Raw genomic sequence first — 19,290 nt, 5'->3', positions numbered from 1 at the left:
AAGTCCGATGGGCAGTCAAGAAATCTGAGAGAATCGAGAGAACAGAATGCGCGTTTCACTGAAAACCTGGTTTAACAAAGGCGATCCCTGGATCTGGATTAACGCCGGCGCCGTATCGATCAGTCTGGTGATGGTGTTCGGTCTGCTGTTGCTGATTGGCGTGCGCGGCTTGGCCCACTTTTGGCCTCACAGCCTGATGGAAACGGATTATCTTGGCGAGAACGATAAAACTACGCTGTTGATTGGTGAGGTCGTTGAAACGGAAGAAGTGCCTGCGGAGCAATTGCACGCCGCTGGTGTACAGGTGCCGCCGGGCGTGGATTATATGCGCCGTGATCTGATCAAGACCGGCAATCGGGATGTGCTCGGCTCCGACTTCCGTTGGGTGCTGGCGGATCGTATGCGCGACGTGCGCTATCCCAAAGAGTTGATGACGCTGGAGCGTCGCGAGTGGGGTAATTTTTATGGCTATCTGGTGTCCGTCAAAGAAAACGGCTCGATAGTGGCCTCAGGTTCCGGCGCATGGGAAGAGTTACAATCCCGCATCGATCGCGCCTTGTCGCTGCACGACCGTATTTACGACATCGAGAAGCAGCAGATCGGTAAGGTGAACTATACGCTGGAGCGCCTGCGTCTAAAGGAGCGTCGCCTTGAGCTGGACGGTCGTAAGACGCCGGAAGCCATGGCGGAGATTGAAGCTGAGCGAGCTGAACAGCACGCCACTTATGAAGTGCTGCAGAAAGACCTGAACGAGCTGTATCAGGAAATCAAACGCGACGCCCTGGTGGCTCGCGCGATGAATGGTAAGGAACTGGAAATTTCTCTGTCCAAAGTGGTGCGCGCTTTTCAGCCGAATCAGATGGGACTGGGAGAAAAAATCGGATTCTATTTCGCCAAAATCTGGGAATTCATCAGCGATGATCCCCGCGAGGCGAACACAGAAGGCGGTATTTTCCCCGCTATCTACGGTACGGTGTTGATGGTGATTATCATGTCCGTGCTGGTGACGCCTCTGGGGGTGATTGCAGCGGTGTACCTGAGGGAGTATGCGCATCAGGGCGCGTTGACGCGAATTATCCGTATCGCGGTGAATAACCTGGCGGGCGTACCCTCTATCGTATACGGCGTATTTGGCCTGGGTTTTTTCATTTACTTTATTGGTAGCGGCATTGACGAGCACTTTTTTCCAGAAGCGCTGCCGTCGCCGACCTTTGGCGCTCCCGGCTTGCTGTGGGCCTCTATCACCCTGGCTATTTTGACGTTGCCCGTGGTGATCGTCGCGACAGAGGAAGGCCTGGCGCGTATTCCCCGCTCGATTCGTGAGGGCAGCCTGGCGCTGGGCGCCACCAAGGCCGAGACGTTGTGGCGGGTTGTTCTGCCGATGGCCAGTCCGGCGATGATGACTGGCGTGATCCTGGCGATTGCGCGCGCTGCCGGGGAAGTGGCTCCTTTGATGCTGGTAGGGGTGGTCAAGCTGGCTCCATCGTTGCCGTTGGATGGCAATTATCCTTACCTGCATCTGGATCAAAAATTTATGCACCTGGGCTTCCATATTTACGACGTCGGCTTTCAAAGCCCGAACGTCGAGGCGGCGCGTCCACTGGTTTATGCGACGGCCCTGTTGCTGGTGGTGGTGATCGCATTGCTCAACCTGAGTGCAGTGGCGATTCGTAACCGCCTGCGTGAAAAGTACAAAGCCCTTGAGATGTAACCTGAGCCGGATGACGCCCCGAAGCCGGTGGGGAGGACTATAATGAGTGAAACTATGACCAATCAGAACGTAGTGAACGAAGAGCAGCCATTCAACGAATCCAAGCACCGTTCTCACGGTATCGACATTAGCGCGATTGAGCGCTCGATGGAGGATCTGTCGATCGACAATGAGACGATCGCCCTGGAGGTGAACAAGCTCAAACTGTTCTACGGCGAGAAAGAAGCGTTGCACGGCATTGATATGCGCATCCCGCAGAAGCGGGTGACGTCGTTTATTGGTCCGTCGGGTTGTGGTAAGTCCACCCTGCTGCGTTGCTTTAACCGCATGAATGATCTGGTTGATGGATGTCGTATTGACGGGCAGATCCTGCTGGAAAAGGAAGACATCTACCGTAAAGGCGTGGATGTAGCGGAATTGCGCCGTCGGGTGGGTATGGTGTTCCAGAAGCCGAACCCGTTCCCCAAGAGCATCTATGAGAACGTGGCTTACGGGCTCAGAATTCAGGGCATCAACAAGAAGCGTATTCTGGATGAAACCGTGGAGTGGGCGCTCAGGTCCGCAGCGTTGTGGGATGAAGTGAAAGACCGTCTGAATGACAGCGCTTTGGGTCTGTCCGGCGGCCAGCAGCAGCGTTTGGTTATCGCCCGCACGGTGGCGGTGAAACCGGAAGTCCTCCTGCTTGACGAACCTGCGTCGGCCTTGGACCCGTTATCAACGCTGAAGATCGAAGAGCTGATCCATGAGCTGAAAAACGATTACACCATCGTCATCGTCACCCACAATATGCAGCAGGCGGCGCGAGTATCGGACTATACTGCGTTCATGTATATGGGCGACCTGATTGAATTCGGCAGCACCAACCAGCTGTTCACCAATCCGTCCTGCAAGCAGACAGAAGATTATATTACCGGGCGTTACGGGTAACAGTTTTCCCCGGTGGAAATTAGTAATAGGAAGCATATATGGCGAACTCAGACGTTCATTTGCAGCATATTTCTCAACAGTTCAATGTGGATTTGCGGGAGCTTCGGAACCATGTTCTGGTGATGGGCGGCTTGGTGGAAAAGCAGGTGGCGGACGCGGTTGAGGCGTTGGTGCGGGGGGATTCCGAACTGGCCGAGATGGTGCGCCAGAATGACAATGACGTCGATAAACTGGAAATCACCATCGATGAGGAATGCACCCGGGTGATCGCCAAGCGCCAGCCCACGGCGAGCGACCTGCGTCTGGTGGTGGCGATTGCGAAAATGGTCAACGACCTTGAGCGCATCGGCGACGAGTCGGAGAAAATCGCCAAGAACGCGTTGCAATTGCTGGAAGAGGGCGAAGCGCCGCGCGGCTATGTGGAAGTGCGTCATATCGGCAGTCATGTCGGAAAAATGGTGCATGACGCTTTGGACGCCTTCGCCCGTTTTGATTTGGATCTGGCCTTCGAAGTCATGAAAGAAGACAAGTCAGTGGATATCGAGTATAAAACCGCGATGCGTTCACTGGTGACGTTCATGATGGAAGACCCACGCAGTATCTCCCGTATCCTGAGCGTCATGTGGGTGTTGCGTGCGCTGGAGCGTATCGGCGACCACGCCAGAAATATCTGTGAGCACGTGATTTTTATGGTGAAAGGCAAGGACGTGCGCCATGTTTCTCTGGAGAAGACAGAGAAGCTTATCGAGAGGTCCTGACCTTTTTTCGGCGGCTCTTTTCATGGTAAAACGCAGTTTCGGCTGCGTTTTTTGCGTCTGGCGCCGCTGTTTCAACTACTGCTATCAGGATTTGTGCATTGTCTACGCCGCTTTTTTGTTATGGCACGCTGCGTCATCCTCATGTGATGCAACGGCTGTTAGGATGGGCGCCCGAAGCCTCCGCCGCCAGATTGTCGGGATATCGTTGTCTACAGGTTGTTGGTAAGGCTTATCCTGGCCTTTGGCGCGATCGTAACGCCATTTGCCCCGGTTACCTTTATCATGGTCTGACCCAGCATGACATCGCCCGCCTTGACCATTACGAAGGCGATGATTATGTGCGTCGTTACTGCTCTGTCAGGACGCCGGGAGGCGGCCGCCTTACTGCTTGGGTTTACCTCTATCGCCGGCCTGAGAAACTGACCACCCGTCTCTGGCGTTACGAAACCTTTCTAAGAGACAGTCTGGTTAACTATCTTAGTGAATTGTAGGTTTTTGTAATATAAGCCGGTTTTCCAAAGCGCTGAAAATTTAGACAACTATACTGGAAAACAGGCGAACGGATTCACGCCGCTCGCCGCGTTTTCCTGTTGTCGTTGTTTTTGGGATGCTCTCATATGAAGTTGTTCCGCGCTGTTTTCTGTCTGCTGTCCGCTATTCTGCTTTCCACTCCGGTTTTCGCCGTCAAATCGGACGCTTCGCTGTCCGCAGATTTGCTGGCTCAAACTGGTGTGGATGAATTGCTGTCGCGCTACCCGGATATGATAAAAACCGGGATTCGCGCCAACATCCGCCGCACAGGTGCGTCGGAAGATCTGATGGATCTGTTTGAACGGGTGGTGGATGGCGCTTATCAGGCGGATGATCTGCAAAGTCAGGTGGAAAGACGCCTGGAGCAGCAGCTGTCGCCAACGGAAATGCGCCATGTTTTACAGTGGTATCGCTCGCCAATCGGCCAGAAAATCGTGGCGGCGGAACTCAACGCAATGAGCTCGGAGGAGTATGCCGAGGCGCAGAAAAGAATGGAGAGCCTGAGTGAGGAAAACAAAGGCGGCGAAAGGGAACACTTATTCTCCGCCTATGATCGCGCCACCCGTGCGACGGACTCCATGTTGGATAATACCGTCACTATTCAATTGGCCATGGCCGCCGCCATCACTTCGGTTGCGAAAGGACCTGAGCTGCCTTCGTATCATGATCTGAAAAGGGTAATTGAAGAGCGTCGCTTTTCCATGCGGGGCATGGTGGGACAGCAAGTTTATCTGAATTATCTCTATACCTATCGGGATGTGCCGCTTGCAGACATGAAGGGCTACATTGCGTTCGCCCGCACCGATGAGGGGGCGCGTTTCGTGGAGGCGTTAAAGACGGCATTGTTTGATGTACTGGAAGAACGTTCAGAGATGCTGGGCGAGAGACTGAATCAGTTGGCTGGGGCGCAATAAGCCCGAGGGTTCCTTGTATGGCGTTGAACGCCGAACCTGAAAATTATTAACATGGCAATAATATTGACATGTTAATAACCAGGCGCATGGATGCGTCTGCGCGGCGGCTAGCCGCGGGAGACAGGCCTGACATGTGCAGGCCCTGTCGTTGCAGACAAATAGAAGGAAGCTATTTGTCTGCCTGATTAATAAGTTGCCCGCGGGTCGGGAGGAGGGAGAGATGACCCGCGAGCGACCACCCTGTCGAAACCGGATGGAGCGCTGGATGGCGTTGCAACATCACCGGACCCCTTGAGCTCAGTCCTGCCGCTATTCCGCCAGCGCTGAGCGCAACTGTAACCAATTCCCTTTGCCTCAGGGTTGACGCATATCAACAACCCCGGCGTTTTATCCGGATTATGCTTAGCGCCTACAAGCCATCAGAGACTTAAGCTTAATTGCGCAATCTTTTCCCAGCCCATAAAATTTCAACGTTTTTCATTATGTTCTGCGCCTGCAGGCGGTGGTTTGTAGTAAATCGTTGACAGGGGCGCGCTCAATAACAATAACCGAGAACTAAAGTACGGATTAGCTGAATGAGAAAACTTCCACTTCTGCTGGGCGGTCTGCTGTGCATGGCCGGTCCTGTTTGGGCCTCTGAAGGAGGCATGTTCGTCCTCGACGCCACTGATTCACCCAAGGCGATACTCGCCGTCATAATTTTTATCGTCGCTTATATCGCCGTCATGGCGGAAGAAGTGTTGCACTTAAGGAAATCCAAGCCGGTTATTTTCGCCGCTGGATTAATCTGGGTCCTGGTGGCCAGCGTGGCTCAGGACATGGGACGCAGCGATGACGAAATCCACAGCGCCGTTTCTCACAACTTGTTGGAATACGGCGCTTTATTCTTATTTCTATTGGTGGCGATGACTTTCATCAATGCGATGGAAGAGCGTCATGTCTTTGAGTCCTTACGCTCGTACCTGGTTCACAAGGGCATGAGTTATCGTAAGCTGTTCTGGGTTACCGGATGGCTGGCGTTTTTCATTTCGCCAGTGGCGGATAACCTCACAACGGCGTTGTTGATGGGCGCCGTCATCATGGCGGTGGGGGGCAAAGACACGCAATTTGTCTCTTTGGCGATGGTCAACGTGGTGGTGGGCGCTAACGCAGGAGGGGCGTTCAGTCCTTTTGGGGACATTACGACTTTGATGGTGTGGGCCTCCAAGAAAGTTCAGTTTGAAGAGTTTTTTGCGCTGTTCATTCCTTCCGTGCTGAATTTTGTAACGCCTGCGCTGATCATGAACTTTTTCCTGCCTAATGGCGTTCCTTCAGGACATGGTGGGCTGGTTCCAATCAAGCGAGGCGGGCTACGCATCTGCGCTTTGTTTCTACTCACCATTGCGACGGCGGTCTGCTTTGAGCGCTTTTTCCATCTGCCGCCGTTTCTCGGCATGATGACGGGTATGTCTGTACTCATGTTTTTCGCTTATTTTCTACGTAAAACCGGCACGGTGGAGGATGATATCCAGTTTGATATTTTCCGAAGGGTGGCGCGTGCGGAGTGGGACACGTTATTGTTCTTTTTCGGTGTTATCTTCTGTGTGGGCGGCTTGGCGACGTTGGGCTATCTGCAGATGATGTCCCATGGCATGTACGATAATTGGGGTCCAACTATCGCCAATATTGTGGCGGGAACTATCTCTGCTGTCGTGGATAATATCCCGGTGATGTTTGCAATCATTTCCATGGAGCCGGATATGGATGTCAACCAATGGCTGTTAATCACGCTTACTGCGGGAGTGGGCGGCAGTCTGCTGTCCATCGGGTCGGCTGCCGGAGTGGCGTTGATGGGGCAGTCAAAAGGCAGCTATACCTTCTTGTCTCATCTGAAATGGTCTTGGGCCATTTTGATCGGCTACGGTGTATCTATCGCCGCGCATCTGGCGATCAACGGAACCTGAGTCGACGCTCAGGGCAGACCCGGTGGAAGTTAAACCGGGTCTTCACCTGTCTAGCCTATCAATGTTAGCATGGAACACATTGACGCTAGAGAGCCTTCACCATGTCCCCTGAGATAATACCGGTCAGTAGCCAGGACCAAGTGCATTCCACGCTGTCTCTGTATCGCACGGAGGAGACGGCGGCGCCGGTGGTTGTCTGCATGCCCGCCATGGGTGTGCGCGCCAGCTTTTATGCGCCCTTGGCGGAGGCGTTGGCCGCTCGCGGCGTGCACTGTGTAACGGCGGATCTGCGTGGTCATGGCAGTAGTTCCGTGCGCGCTTCCCGGCGCACTAACTTCGGCTACTACGAAATGGTCCAGTACGACTGGCCGGCAGTGCTGGACTGTGTGAGGCTGCATCTGCCGGACTCGCCGATCTGGCTGCTTGGTCATAGTCTGGGTGGACAATTGAGCTCTCTTTACATGGCGGAGCAGCCAGGATCCGTAGCGGGACTGATTTTGCTGGCTTCCTGTAATGTGTATTTCAAAGGATACGCCAAGCCTTGGCGGATTCTCGCCGGCACGCAATTTCTACGCGGCGTTAGTGAGATATGGGGATATATGCCGGGGGATCGTATCGGCTTCGCCGGGCGGGAGGCGCGTCGACTGATACGCGATTGGGCGCGCAACGCCCGCACCGGCGATTACTACCCAGAGCGCAGCCCGATAAATTATGAGCGTCTCTTGGGAGCGGTCACTAAACCTGTACTGGCGATCTCATTCGAGTCGGATGAGCTGGCTCCGGCTGAAGCGGTGGCGAACCTGTATCGCAAAATGCCTTCTGCGGAGGTAACGCACTGGCGTCTAACGGATGCTGATTTCGGCGGCGCCAGCGTTGGGCACTTCAACTGGATCAAGCATTCAGAGAGTCTGGCGCAACGAGTTGGCGATTGGCTGGAGCGTAGCGCATTGCGACCTGAGACGCCTTTGGCTGTCTCGGAGGGGGGTTGAAAGGGTAAGTTCGCGCCTTACCCTTTCCATCGTCTAGAAGGGCAAGCCTAGACTTTGAGCTTGTCCGTATACGGCGGCCAGCCCAGAGGTTTCCCCGCCAGAACGTGAAGGTGGATATGGAAAACCGTTTGTCCCGCGCTTTCATTGCAGTTCATCACTACACGATAACCATCGTCGGCGAACCCTTTTTCTTTGGCGATTTTTGCCGCCGCGATGTACAGGTGGCCCACTAGTTCCCGGTCTTGCTCCTCAATGTCATTGATGGTGGCGATGGGCTTTTTGGGAATGACCAGAAAATGTACTGGCGCCTGGGGGTTGATATCGTTAAACGCCAGACAGAACTCATCCTCGTAGATAATGTCGGCGGGAATTTCCCGTTTGATGATTTTGCTGAAAATCGTTTCAGACATGGTCTTGCATCCTTTGGCTGCGTATACAGTGTGGTTATGTTTTGTTGCGACAGTCAGCGCGTCAGCGGACGTTCAGGCTGCGCGCCATTCAGCCCCATGGCGTAGGCGATGACCTTGCGCTTCGCAGGCCCTAACAAGCCAGCGAGCCCGAGACCCAGGTTGCGCGCCAACTTCACTGGGGCCAGATTGTTGCTGAAAGCGTAATAAAATCCATCCATCAGCGTCATCATTTTCAGGTTCTCTCCTCGGCGCAGTCGCTCATATTGGCGTAGAGTCTGGAGATCTCCAATGTCTAGTCCTCGTTCAGCGGCTTTTTGAATAACTTCCGCAAGGGCGGCGGCATCTTGAAACCCGAGGTTAACCCCCTGTCCCGCCAGGGGATTAATTGTATGCGCGGCGTCGCCCGCCAGCGCGACGCCCTGAGCCACATAGTGTTGAGCGTGTCGTTTAACGAGTGGGAATGAGCCTTTACCGAGCACTTGGAGTAATCTCGGCAACTGCCGGGGAAACTCTTTGCGCAGGGCTTGGATAAACTCTTCCTGAGAGAGTTGCTGTAAAGCCTTTAACTTGGCGGGCTGGTCGTACCAGACCAAGGAGGCGTAGGCGACGCCATCGATGGCGCACAATGGCAGAAACGCCAGTGGTCCATGGGGTCGGAATGCCTGCCAGGTAATATCTTGGGGCTCGCCTGCTATGGCGACGCTGACCACCAGGGCATGCTGCTCGTAGGCGTCGCTGAATAATCCGAGCTGCGCCTGTTCCCGGACCAGGGAGGAGCCGCCATCTGCGCCGATGATCAAGCGTCCGCGCAGTAGGGTTTGATCGTCCAGTGTGACTTCGGGAGACGATGCGCGAAAGTTGATGGCGTTAATGCGCCGTCCACTGATCAAGGTTACGTTTTCCGCCTGCTCGACCACGCGCAGCAGGGCCAATTGAATGACCCGGTTTTCAACAATATGACCAAGATGGGAGTGGCCGACCTGGCGAGAATCAAACTCTGTTTTGTTGACCACCGACGACAATCGCTCGCCCAGGGGATTGCCCAGTTTTTCCCACACCGCCAGTCGTTGGTAGGGGTGGGCGCGCATACATAGTGCGTGTTCCCAGGCGCCAATCTGAGTGAGAAACTGCTCGCTGGCGAAATTGATAGCGGATACGCGCAGGTCCGGCGTCTCGTCAGGGCTGAAGGGGGCCGGCGGCTCCCTCTCAATAACCGCTGTTTTTAAGGCGGTGTTCTTTAACGCTGCGGCGATGGCTGCGCCGACCATGCCTCCGCCGACGATAATGACGTCATAATCGGGGGCGTCGCTAAGCTGGGAAGAAGCCTTGTCTGTCATAGTAATGTCAATGCGTTCCGGACGGCGGCTGGATAAGCCGGGAGCCTAATGATAGAGGAATAGGGAAGGGGACTGCAAAGCCTTGGCGCAGGCGCCAGGGCCTTATTCGTCCGCCATGGAGGGCGGCGTACGGGTAAGGATATCCAAAGGGCTCTCCGCTATGCCGTAGCGTCGATATATGGTCGCCACCCAACCGCTTTGCAGAAGCCCGGCCAGGGCTGCGTTGAAGTCGGCGGCGATGACTTCGGCGTTGTCCAGGTTGCGACGCACCCCCATATGCAAGGGGCGATACACCAAGGGCAGAGGCAGTATTTTCAGGTTCTCGCTCAGCCTTTCATCATGATTGATGAGATTTTTCAGAATCCTGACGTCCTCCACGGTCAGATCCAGTCGTCCGACAGCGGTCATATTGAGGGCGCTTTCTGTTGTGTTGACGGTGACTTTGTTCAGTGAAGTCGAGAAGTCAAAAGGGCTCCAAAAGCGGGCGCCTTGGCGCACGCCAATGCGGACATTGGTGAGATCACTGAGGCGCGATGGTTTGAATGTGCTCTCTGTCGGCGCGGCGAAACCGATGACGTTGACATAATAGGGAGAGGAAAAGATAAAGGCTTCTTCTCTTTCAAGTGTCCACCAAAGGCCTATCATGACATCAACTTCTTTGAACTCTGCTGCCCGCAACAGACGAGGCCAGGGCAAGATCTTAATCTGCACCGGATAGCCCGCTTTATGGAAGGCGGACTCCACGATTTCCGTGGCCAGGCCACGGTGTGGGTGATCTTCATCCAAGTAAGGCGGCCAGGGAGGGCCGCCCAGGATAAGCGTCGGCTTCTCAGCGTAGGCGAAACCCGCGAGCAGCCATAACGCCGCCAGCGTAAGCGTCAGATATTTGTATATCGGCAACGCTGCCGGTCTATGCTGGCGAATATTGACTGCTCCGGGGTCAGGCGTGCCTGTGGGCGCGTTTGCGGCCTTGCCGCACCCTCTGTAGCGGCGGGCTGTTGGGCTGAACGAACCCTTCATTCATGATAAGCGGCCGCGCCAAGTCGACATATGCGCTCATGGACATGCGCAGGATCTCGCTGTGAGTGCCTGCGCTGAAGGCGATCTCTTCGTTATTGCGCAGATGCTCGTCCATATAGACGGACATGCCGTACAGATTGCCGAAAGGAGGTATGGCGCCGACTTCGCATTCCGCAAAATGATCTTTGAAGTCTTCTTCGTCCGCCAACTCTATGAAATCCGTACCCATCGCGCGCATGAAACGGTCCCAACGGATGCGTGATGTGGCGGGCATAACCGCCATCGCGAACTTGCCGTCCATCATGACAATCACGGTTTTTGCGAGCATCTTCCCGCAGATATGCGCGGATTGAGCGATCTCCTGGGCTGTATAAGCAGGGGAGTGCTGTATCGACACATATCGGACTTGATGTCCATCGAGGAAGTTCTTCAAAGATTGTACAGGCATAAGCCACCTCCAGCCTGGATAAGAAACATTCGCTCTTATTAATTAAGATAGCCTATTAAGTTGCGATTGCAGCAAACCAAGGGGCTGAAAGTTGGGAACTGGGTAACGGATGGGAAAAATAAAAAGGGGAACCTGAGTTCCCCTTGCTTGGATTATCTGGCGAATGAGCCGTTATTGATTGGTTTTAACGGTCGCTTCCACGACTGCTACAACACGACGGTTGGCGCTACGGCCTTCTGCAGTGTTGTTATCGCCAATCGGACGGGCTTCGCCGTAGCCGACGCTGGAGATTCTCTCGCCGGCGATGCCGAAACGCTCAACGACCATCTGACGCACGGCGTTGGCGCGCTTCTCAGACAGCTTCTGGTTGTAGGCGTCTTGGCCGCGATCGTCAGTGTGTCCTTCCACTACAGCTTTCGTGTCTGGATACTGGCGCATGAATTCAGCCAGTTTCTCTACTTCGGATACGAACTCGTCCGGAATCGCGGCTGAGTTGGTGGGGAAGGTGACGTTCAGTGTAATAGTTACAGTTTCGCTCAACTGAATACGGCAGCCGCGGTTGTCCACTTTCGCGCCATAGGGCGTGTCAGGGCATGCGTCCAGACCGTCGGTGATGCCGTCACGGTCGGTGTCCAGCGGGCAGCCTCTGCTGTCCACTTTGGCCGCTGCGGGAGAGTTCGGGCACTGGTCTTTTTCGTTCGGTACGCCGTCTGCGTCATCGTCGCCGACAACTGGACAGCCAGTGGCGTCAACGCGTGCGCCAGCTTTGGTGTTGGGGCACTGGTCCTTATCATCTGTCACGCCGTCGCCATCCGCATCGCCGATCACTTCACATCCGCGAGCGTCGACAGTAGCGCCGTAGGGTGTGCCAGGGCAGGCGTCTTCGTCGTCATATACGCCGTCTCTATCGCTGTCCATAGGCGCCGCCGCGGCTGAGGCGAACATGTAGGTGAAGCCCAGGTTCAACATGGCGTCTTTGGTTTCGTCCTCATCGCCATATACGCCACGGGCGTCAAAGCGCACGTCCATGGATTCACTGATAGCGTGCTTGATGCCGGCGCCCAGGTTGTACTGGGTTTCTTCATCTTTGCCGCCACCGTCGTATTTGAATCTATAGTTGCCTGCGCCGCCAACAATATAGGGGCGCCACGCTTCTCCCTGGTTGAAGTGATAGAGAGCGTCAACACGATAGAACACGCTATCAAGATAGCCTGTGTTATGTTTGCGCTCTAGATCCGCTGCGCCGATCAGAACTTCAGCGGAGATAGCTGGCGTGAAGTTATAGCCCAAACCTGCCGCCAAACTGGGATCGTCTTCAATTTGACGCTCATGGTCGAAAAATGTGTAGCCGAGCAGGCCTGTGAAATAAGCGCCTTTTTCGCGTCCGTCGGCAAGCGCCGGCTGCGCGGATGCAATGGCGCTCACAAGTAAAATAGATGGGAGTAGTTTTGCTTTCATTGCCACCTCTTTGTGTAATCTATTCCCGGACCTGGCCGGTCCGGGGGAACTTTCCAAAAATAAAAGGGATTAAGGGAGTTATTGAGTTTCTTGATAAATGTGGACATCCCTTTGTGGGAACGGAATGGTGATGCCTTCTTCGTCGAAGCGCTTCTTCACATTCTCATGCATGTCGAAATACAGCTGCCAATAATCCGCAGTGGCGACCCAAGGGCGTACGGCGAGATTTACGGAGCTGTCCGCCAGCGCCAGCACGGCGATAACGGGAGCGGGGTCTTTCAACACACGTGAATCGGCTTCCAGCATGGATTTAATTATATTTTTCGCTTTGTCGATGTCGTCGCCGTAGCTGATGCCGAATACCATGTCCACACGTCTGGTTGCTTCCGCTGCGATGTTGATCAATGGGTTATTGGCCAGATTGGAGTTGGGAATAATGACCCGGCGATTGTCGGGGGTCATCAAAATCGTCGTGAAGATCTGGATTTCCCTGACCGTACCGATATAGCCGGCACCGTCTATCACATCGCCAACCTTAAAAGGCTTAAACACCAGGATCATAATGCCGCTGGCGAAGTTCGACAGGTTACCCTGTAGAGCCAGGCCGATAGCCAGACCGGCGGCGCCTAAAACCGCGATAAAGGAAGTCGTTTCAATGCCCACCATTTGCGCCACGCTGACGAGCAACATCGCCTTGAGGGCAACCGACGCAAGGCTGTGAACAAACTTGGTGAGGGTCGGATCAAATTTTTTCTGCAAACGATCGTCGGTGAATTTGAGCGCTTTATTGATCAGCCACATACCTACTGCGAGTGTAATGATGGCTAGCAACAATTGCGGCGCGTATTCCATCACCAGCTCGACAGCTTTATCTAAATACTGATCTAGGTTCTCCATTGAAGACTCCTTAGCGGTTTTAGTTCTTATGCGTCAGCGCTCGCCACCTGGGATAGGTGAGGTTGGTTTTTGCAGTGCAAAAGATGACGGCGAACGTGCGGACATTGAAGCCAGACAGCGCTAGTCTAGCAGAAGCCGGCGCTCTGCCAAGCGCTTTTACACGCAGAATCCCGGGCTTAGCCGCGCAATAGGTGCATTTCCGTAGGTGTGACGAAATTCTGACGCAAGTTTTAAAGTAAGGAATACGAAACGTTTCTTTAACCGGATTTCCGCAGTTTCGCTATTTTATGTGACATAATTGCTGTTATTTCCCGAAATTTTCGTCTAATTCGATAACCTGCTTTCAGTAGCGGATTAACTTCTTATGTTGAATCGATTACTGCCTTTGCTGCAACGCACTTTGCCTCGCAGCGCTCTGCGGCTGGCCGCGCCGTCCCTTATTCCTGAAATCCGTCTGTATTTATTCGACCCTGAGGTGATGGAAGGGCCTCTCTCCCACGATGAGGCCCAGGCCGTCGTCGCCGAGCCGGCTTACTGGAGTTTTTGCTGGGCCAGCGGTCAGGTATTGGCGCGTTATATCCTTGATCATCCTGAGGTAGTGAAGGGGAAAACGGTTTGGGATATTGGGGCCGGATCTGGTGTAGTGGCGATCGCAGCGGCTCTCGCAGGGGCTGCCGACGTTTTGGCGTGTGATTTGGATGCGGCGGCGCAAGTGGCGACAATAGAGAATGCGAGGCTGAATGGAGTATGGGTGACGGTGTGTGAGACATTGCCGCCTGCCGACAAGCCTGACGTGATCACTGCGGCGGATGTTCTCTATGATAGGGAGAACCTGCAATGGCTGCCTGAGTGGCGCGATAAAGCGTCGAAAGTGCTGCTGGCGGATTCACGGGTGCGTAATCTGGCGGCTCCTGGATATGAGCTGAAGAAGACAGCATCCGGCAGAACGTTCCCAGACCTTAATGAATTTGAAGAGTTTAATGAGGTGAGAATTTATGAGAGTGGGCGCCATATCCCAAGCGAAAAAAAAGGCGACTAATCAGGTCGCCTCATTTGGAATAGGTTTTGGATTCCTATCCGCCGTTCCTTGGTAAAGCGCCATCCTATGCGCCAACTTTGTCCTGTTTTATTCCTGGATTAACTCCAAAAATTCCCTCAAGCATCACTCCCTATCCTTGCTTCCCTTCGCTTCCTGCGAAGAAACCATCCTGGCTGGATTCCATTTCCTTGTCTGCCCTGACGGTTGTAAATATACCTCGGGCCGAATGACGTTTTTGTGACAATCATCAAGAGCGAGTGCGCCGCTTAACCAAGCTTGTTTTTGGAAATTCATATAAAACAATATGTTATGAAATGTCTCAGCAAGTAAATCCGTAATGATTACAGTAACTTTCGCTAATTTCCTACGGCTTTGTGAGATATTTCTTACAAACTTTCGGGCTTATTTCTTACTACTAATACATTAGTGCATTTTCTGTAGAAGCCTGCTTATCGGGAAATCCTTGAGGGCGGTTTCAGTAGGAGGCCTTGGGGGGACGGACGGAGACTATCAGCCAGTTCGCCAGGAACGCGCCAATCGCAATGCCGATCGTATTGGCCACAATATCTCCAAAGCTGCCGTCCCGGTAGGGAATCAAGCTTTGCAGGCCTTCAATGAGCAGGCCATAGCAAGTCATAGCGATAAAAACATGAAAGACCTGGCTATTACGGTGACTCCACATGGCCATGCCGCTCATTGCAGCGAAAGAAAACGCATGCCGTATTTTATCGTTAACCGTTCCCAGTGGCGTGTACTCGTTGGGAGTGAGCGCAATGATCAGCCCTATCACCATCAGTAAGTAGAAGGCGACACGAGCAGACCAATGACCTCCAAGAACGATCAAGCTTTTATATAATTGAGACGAACTGAACATGGGAAAGCGCTTCCTAGGCATCAAAACATGAAATTATATCTGTACGCCGACAAGCTGAGCATTACCATCTTGAGAGAGGGAAAATTGCCCCTGCGTGGGCTGGCCGGCTTGCACGATCCTTTTCTGAGTCCAGAACTGCCCTTGGCGGCCGCTCCGGTCAGGGATATCACTCAAGCGAAGTTCATGGCGGAAGTAAAGAGGCAATATGACGCGCTTCCCGAGGAGCTGAGCAGCCTGGTCACCTTCGAGTATTATCTGCAGCAGGCCAAGCATAAACGCAAGGAAATCGAAGCTATTTTATTGCAGGGCGCAGCGAGCGAGCCTTTGTTTCTCAGCCCCCGTTTTATGCTTTCATTGGGCGTGATTAGTCTGTTTGAGTCAGTTGAAAGCGTTGCGTTATGGCGCTTTCAAGGAGATCGCCACCGTGGCGTCGCACTGGAGATAGACTCCGGTAAAGCGGGACTGATGGAAGGACACTACCAAGGCAGCCCGCAAACGTTTAAAAAAGTCGAATATTGTGACGAAAGGCCGCAGACTGGCGCATTCGGTTTCAGTCCTTTGTTCCAATGCGCCACAGAGTTTGCCGGGGAGGGGGAATGGCGCTTGTTGCGCCCGTTAGATACGGGACAGAAGCAAATACAATGGGATGGTGAGGCATTGTCCCTTTGTAAGTTTCCCTCCAACGCCATATCTGCGATCATATTCGGCTGCGCCGTGGACCCTGAACTACGAGATGCGTTGACGCAACTGCTTCAGGTGGATATGCGCTACCGTCAATTGCGGACTTTTCAAATGAAAATGAGCGCGTCCCGGTTTCGCCTTAACGCGGAGCCTTTAAATTAAGTTCTACGGCGGCTCTCACTATTTTTTTGTATGAGGCAGAAAGGAAAAGAGCGTGAAATTATTCGCTAAAGGTTTTAACGACCTGCTGGAAGGGTTTCGCCTGATTCAGCATCCCAAACTGCGGGTCTTTGTCATTATCCCTTTGATAATCAATATATTGGTATTTGTGGGCTTCATCTGGGGCATGAGCGCTTACTTCTCCGGCTGGGTGGACGCCATGGTCAGCTGGCTACCCGACTGGTTATCTTTCTTACGCTGGTTGGTATGGCTGGTTTTCGCCATTCTGGTGGGCGTACTGGTGTTTTACACCTTTGTGTTTGTCGCCACACTGGTTGGCGCACCGTTCTATGGTTTGTTGGCGGAACAGACGCAGAAGTTGCTGACCGGTAAAGAGGTGGATGAAGAGACCCCTTGGAAACAAGTGATCATGAATATTCCCGCCAGTGTTTGGCGTGAGATCAAGAAGTTTCTTTATTATCTTCCTCGTGCGCTGGGGCTATTATTGCTGAGCTTCATCCCTGTGGTGAACTTGGCGTCGCCGGTGCTTTGGGCGGTATTCTCCTCATGGATCATGGCGCTTGAGTTTGTGGACTATCCTGCGGACAACAACAAGCGCAAGATTGATGACGTGATTCGTTTCATGCGCGAACGTCGCAGTCGGACGCTGGGCTTCGGCTTAGGCGTTTGGGGCAGCACCCTGATTCCCATCGTGAACTTGGTGTCCATGCAGGCGGCGGTCGCCGGCGGCGTTAAATTCTGGTTGGAAGAACATGGTCAATTACCCAAAGCGAATCCCGCTTCTGGCGCTGGAGTAGCGGTGAGGTGATCCCGTTGCGGCGGCGTGATGGCCACGTCGCCGCTTAAGCACTGAATAAAGTGGGAAATTTGTCAGACAGTGCTAGCCTTATAGTTATGTGATTAACGGAAAGTGTAGCTCTGACATGGCTTTAAAGGTGTTAGTGGTTGATGATGCGAGTTTCGTCCGTGATATGGTCAAGCGGGCGATGCGAACCTATTTTCCTCAGGTGACGGTGGAAGAAGCCATCAACGGGAAAAAAGCGCAGATCCTGATGAATAAGACGCACTATGATCTCATCCTGTGCGACTGGGAAATGCCGGAAATGTCAGGACTGGAGTTGTTGCAGTGGGCGCGTGGACAAGACGCCTACAAGAAAACCCCCTTCGTAATGGTGACCAGCCGTGGCGATAGAGGCCATGTGGTGGAGGCGGTGCAAAGCGGCGTTTCCGATTATCTGGGTAAACCCTTCAGTCCCGAAATGCTGGCGCAGAAAGTCAACAAGCAATTGGCCGCCAAGCTTAAACGCGCTGCTGGTGAAAAATCCTCTTCCGCCCGTTCGGGCTCTGATTCCGCTTCCGTACTGATGCAAGCGTCTGACAGCGCCAAGCAGGCCTCGGCTCCGGCCGTAACGCCAGGCCCGTTTGCTGATAGTGCAGCCTTGCTGACTGGCGGTTCCGCATCGCCCAGAAAATCAACGCCGGACGCAACGTCAGGCAAAAAAGCGCTGGCGCAGATTCGTTTTGCTGAGTTCAACCTGCCCTGTGTGATAAAGGCCATTACTCTGACCGAAGTAAAGGTGGTCGCCAAGCGGGGGCAGAAGTTCCCGATGATTCTTGATCCTGCCGTGGTGGATATAGAAGTCGACGATGGCGAAACTCTGGAGCGGATCAACGGCTACGTGCACATGCTGCAGGCGGTGGAGAAGCGGGTGGACACTGACTTTATCAGCATCGTTATTCGGTTTGTGGATGAAGACCCGGATAAGATGGCGTCGCTGTCCAAGTTTATCGCCAAATTCTAAACCTGCTTAATCTCTGACATCTTCGGCTTCCGCCAACGCCTCCGCAGAAGCCATGCGACTGCGCGGGAAATGGCAGGTAAAGGTGCTGCCTTCGCCGATGTGGCTGGTGATTTCCAGCTCGCCATCATGATTGATCAGGACGTGCTTGACGATTGCAAGTCCCAGGCCTGTGCCGCCGGTGTCTGCAGCCCTTGAAGGGTCAGCCCGGTAAAAACGTTCCGTCAGTCTGGGAATATGCAGGGGATCGATGCCGATGCCGCTGTCCCTTACGGCGAAATGCACGCCTTTCTTATCCTCGAACCAGCGCACCCGAATCTCGCCATTGGGAGGTGTGTATTTCACTGCATTCATAATGATATTGGAAAAGGCGCTGTGTAATTGCGTTTCGTTGCCGGTAAGTCCTGCTGGGCTATCCAGACTCAGCTCTATGCGGTGGCCTTTTTCCTGGCTCAGGGCGCGTGCGTCGTCGCAAATGGCGCGCAACATGCTGTCTACATCCACCAATGTAGCTTTGAAGTTGGAGCCATCGTTCTCAATGCGGGACAACAGCAGTAAATCATTGACCAAGGCTTCCATACGCTGCGCTTGTTGCTGCATCTGATTCAAGGCGCGATTCCAGCGCGGAGGCAATTCGTCAGCGTTGTCAATGAGGGTCTCCAGATAGCCGGATATGACCGTCAATGGCGTACGTAGCTCATGCGATACGTTAGAAACGAAGTCGCGTCGCATTTCTTCCAGGCGGTACAAGCGCGTCACGTCCTGCACCAATAGCAGACGATCGTCTTCCCCGAACAACGTGATATGAAACTGTAACTTCAAGTTGGGATTATTGGGAGCGTTGAGGATCAACGGCTCCTGGTATTTCTTGGAGGTGAAATAGCGTTTAAAAATGGGGGTGCGGATCAGGTTGTAAATCAGCTGACCCCGGTCGGTCGGGTACTTGAAGCCCAGTAATTTCTCTGCGGATTGGTTCCACCAGTCCATGGCGCCTTCGCTGTTGGTCATGACGACGGCGTCTTTGAGGGCGTTGGTGGACTCCTGGATGCGGTCGATCATGGCTTGGAGGCGATCGCGTGAGCGATAGTGCTGAACCTGAAGACGATGAATCCCGTCGAACAGATCTCCCCACAGTCCACGGCTCTCGGGAGGGTCTTCCATTTTCGCCTGATACAGCCAGCGGTGCATGCGAAACGCCTGGGTGAGCGTCCAACCAAGATAGGCGGTGAGACCGAACACCAGCGCCCAGGCCACCGAACCGATAATAAGGCCGACAACGATACAGCCCAGCAAACTGTAAACCAGTAGCCGTACATAATGACGCCAGTGATTGCGCATGCGTTTTATGAATACTTCTTTTGGAATTATTTATTT

General features: G+C 53.7%; 19 protein-coding genes. 11 read left to right on the top strand and 8 right to left on the bottom strand.

Annotation, left to right across the window (positions count from 1 at the left end; translation table 11 throughout):
• Nucleotides 1-46 precede the first annotated feature (46 nt).
• The 7 genes from pstA (at nucleotide 47) to O5O45_RS22330 (ending at nucleotide 7,773) form a co-directional block, all read left to right on the top strand.
• Nucleotides 47-1,711 (top strand): phosphate ABC transporter permease PstA, encoded by a 1,665-nt coding sequence (gene pstA, locus O5O45_RS22360; protein WP_305901546.1) that lies wholly within the window; start codon nucleotides 47-49, stop codon nucleotides 1,709-1,711.
• Nucleotides 1,712-1,765: 54 nt separating this feature from the next.
• A complete protein-coding gene (pstB, locus tag O5O45_RS22355) occupies nucleotides 1,766-2,638 on the top strand; it encodes a phosphate ABC transporter ATP-binding protein PstB (protein ID WP_371748013.1) in 873 nt (290 codons plus the stop codon).
• Nucleotides 2,639-2,676: 38 nt separating this feature from the next.
• Nucleotides 2,677-3,396 carry a phosphate signaling complex protein PhoU gene (gene phoU, locus O5O45_RS22350; RefSeq protein WP_305901544.1) on the top strand — a complete coding sequence of 240 codons (720 nt, stop codon included), beginning with the start codon at nucleotides 2,677-2,679 and terminating at the stop codon, nucleotides 3,394-3,396.
• A 98-nt stretch (nucleotides 3,397-3,494) separates the two neighbouring features.
• Nucleotides 3,495-3,887, top strand: coding sequence for a gamma-glutamylcyclotransferase family protein (locus O5O45_RS22345; RefSeq protein WP_305901543.1), 393 nt, complete (start codon nucleotides 3,495-3,497; stop codon nucleotides 3,885-3,887).
• Between the two features lie 126 nt (nucleotides 3,888-4,013).
• A complete protein-coding gene (locus O5O45_RS22340) occupies nucleotides 4,014-4,841 on the top strand; it encodes a DUF2059 domain-containing protein (RefSeq protein WP_305901542.1) in 828 nt (275 codons plus the stop codon).
• A gap of 575 nt (nucleotides 4,842-5,416) precedes the next feature.
• Nucleotides 5,417-6,784 carry a sodium:proton antiporter NhaD gene (gene nhaD / locus O5O45_RS22335; RefSeq protein WP_305901541.1) on the top strand — a complete coding sequence of 456 codons (1,368 nt, stop codon included), beginning with the start codon at nucleotides 5,417-5,419 and terminating at the stop codon, nucleotides 6,782-6,784.
• Nucleotides 6,785-6,885: 101 nt separating this feature from the next.
• Nucleotides 6,886-7,773 carry an alpha/beta hydrolase family protein gene (locus O5O45_RS22330; RefSeq protein ID WP_305901540.1) on the top strand — a complete coding sequence of 296 codons (888 nt, stop codon included), beginning with the start codon at nucleotides 6,886-6,888 and terminating at the stop codon, nucleotides 7,771-7,773.
• A gap of 47 nt (nucleotides 7,774-7,820) precedes the next feature.
• Here the strand turns inward: O5O45_RS22330 and O5O45_RS22325 are convergent, their stop codons facing one another.
• The 6 genes from O5O45_RS22325 to O5O45_RS22300 all read right to left on the bottom strand — a co-directional run bounded on the left by O5O45_RS22325 (nucleotide 7,821) and on the right by O5O45_RS22300 (nucleotide 13,343).
• Entirely contained in the window at nucleotides 7,821-8,183 is a 363-nt protein-coding gene (locus O5O45_RS22325) for a histidine triad nucleotide-binding protein (protein ID WP_305901539.1), read from the bottom strand.
• A 53-nt stretch (nucleotides 8,184-8,236) separates the two neighbouring features.
• Nucleotides 8,237-9,520 carry an FAD-dependent monooxygenase gene (locus O5O45_RS22320; RefSeq protein WP_305901538.1) on the bottom strand — a complete coding sequence of 428 codons (1,284 nt, stop codon included), beginning with the start codon at nucleotides 9,518-9,520 and terminating at the stop codon, nucleotides 8,237-8,239.
• Between the two features lie 102 nt (nucleotides 9,521-9,622).
• Nucleotides 9,623-10,420 (bottom strand): substrate-binding periplasmic protein, encoded by a 798-nt coding sequence (locus tag O5O45_RS22315; RefSeq protein ID WP_305901537.1) that lies wholly within the window; start codon nucleotides 10,418-10,420, stop codon nucleotides 9,623-9,625.
• Nucleotides 10,421-10,460: 40 nt separating this feature from the next.
• Complete coding sequence (locus tag O5O45_RS22310) at nucleotides 10,461-10,988, bottom strand: aminoacyl-tRNA deacylase (RefSeq protein WP_127968330.1); 528 nt, start codon at nucleotides 10,986-10,988, stop codon at nucleotides 10,461-10,463.
• 171 nt (nucleotides 10,989-11,159) lie between these two features.
• A complete protein-coding gene (locus O5O45_RS22305; RefSeq protein ID WP_305901536.1) occupies nucleotides 11,160-12,446 on the bottom strand; it encodes an OmpA family protein in 1,287 nt (428 codons plus the stop codon).
• Between the two features lie 78 nt (nucleotides 12,447-12,524).
• Nucleotides 12,525-13,343, bottom strand: coding sequence for a mechanosensitive ion channel family protein (locus O5O45_RS22300; RefSeq protein ID WP_305901535.1), 819 nt, complete (start codon nucleotides 13,341-13,343; stop codon nucleotides 12,525-12,527).
• 364 nt (nucleotides 13,344-13,707) lie between these two features.
• Here O5O45_RS22300 and O5O45_RS22295 point away from each other — a divergent pair, with 364 nt between their 5' ends.
• Entirely contained in the window at nucleotides 13,708-14,382 is a 675-nt protein-coding gene (locus O5O45_RS22295; RefSeq protein WP_305901534.1) for a class I SAM-dependent methyltransferase, read from the top strand.
• A 475-nt stretch (nucleotides 14,383-14,857) separates the two neighbouring features.
• Here O5O45_RS22295 and O5O45_RS22290 read toward each other — a convergent pair whose 3' ends face one another.
• Nucleotides 14,858-15,256: a VanZ family protein gene (locus O5O45_RS22290; RefSeq protein WP_305901533.1), complete on the bottom strand. Its 399-nt coding sequence runs from the start codon at nucleotides 15,254-15,256 to the stop codon at nucleotides 14,858-14,860.
• Nucleotides 15,257-15,283: 27 nt separating this feature from the next.
• Between O5O45_RS22290 and O5O45_RS22285 the strand changes: the two genes are divergently transcribed.
• The 3 genes from O5O45_RS22285 to O5O45_RS22275 all read left to right on the top strand — a co-directional run bounded on the left by O5O45_RS22285 (nucleotide 15,284) and on the right by O5O45_RS22275 (nucleotide 17,919).
• Nucleotides 15,284-16,099, top strand: coding sequence for a hypothetical protein (locus O5O45_RS22285; protein ID WP_305901532.1), 816 nt, complete (start codon nucleotides 15,284-15,286; stop codon nucleotides 16,097-16,099).
• Between the two features lie 52 nt (nucleotides 16,100-16,151).
• Entirely contained in the window at nucleotides 16,152-16,925 is a 774-nt protein-coding gene (gene cysZ / locus O5O45_RS22280; RefSeq protein ID WP_305901531.1) for a sulfate transporter CysZ, read from the top strand.
• A 115-nt stretch (nucleotides 16,926-17,040) separates the two neighbouring features.
• Entirely contained in the window at nucleotides 17,041-17,919 is an 879-nt protein-coding gene (locus O5O45_RS22275) for a response regulator (RefSeq protein ID WP_305901530.1), read from the top strand.
• Nucleotides 17,920-17,925: 6 nt separating this feature from the next.
• Here O5O45_RS22275 and phoR read toward each other — a convergent pair whose 3' ends face one another.
• Nucleotides 17,926-19,254, bottom strand: coding sequence for a phosphate regulon sensor histidine kinase PhoR (gene phoR / locus O5O45_RS22270; protein ID WP_305901529.1), 1,329 nt, complete (start codon nucleotides 19,252-19,254; stop codon nucleotides 17,926-17,928).
• Nucleotides 19,255-19,290: the final 36 nt, after the last annotated feature.

The organism is Hahella sp. HNIBRBA332 (genome assembly GCF_030719035.1).
Classification (GTDB): Bacteria; Pseudomonadota; Gammaproteobacteria; order Pseudomonadales; family Oleiphilaceae; genus Hahella.
This window is presented reverse-complemented; position numbering and strand designations above follow the sequence as displayed.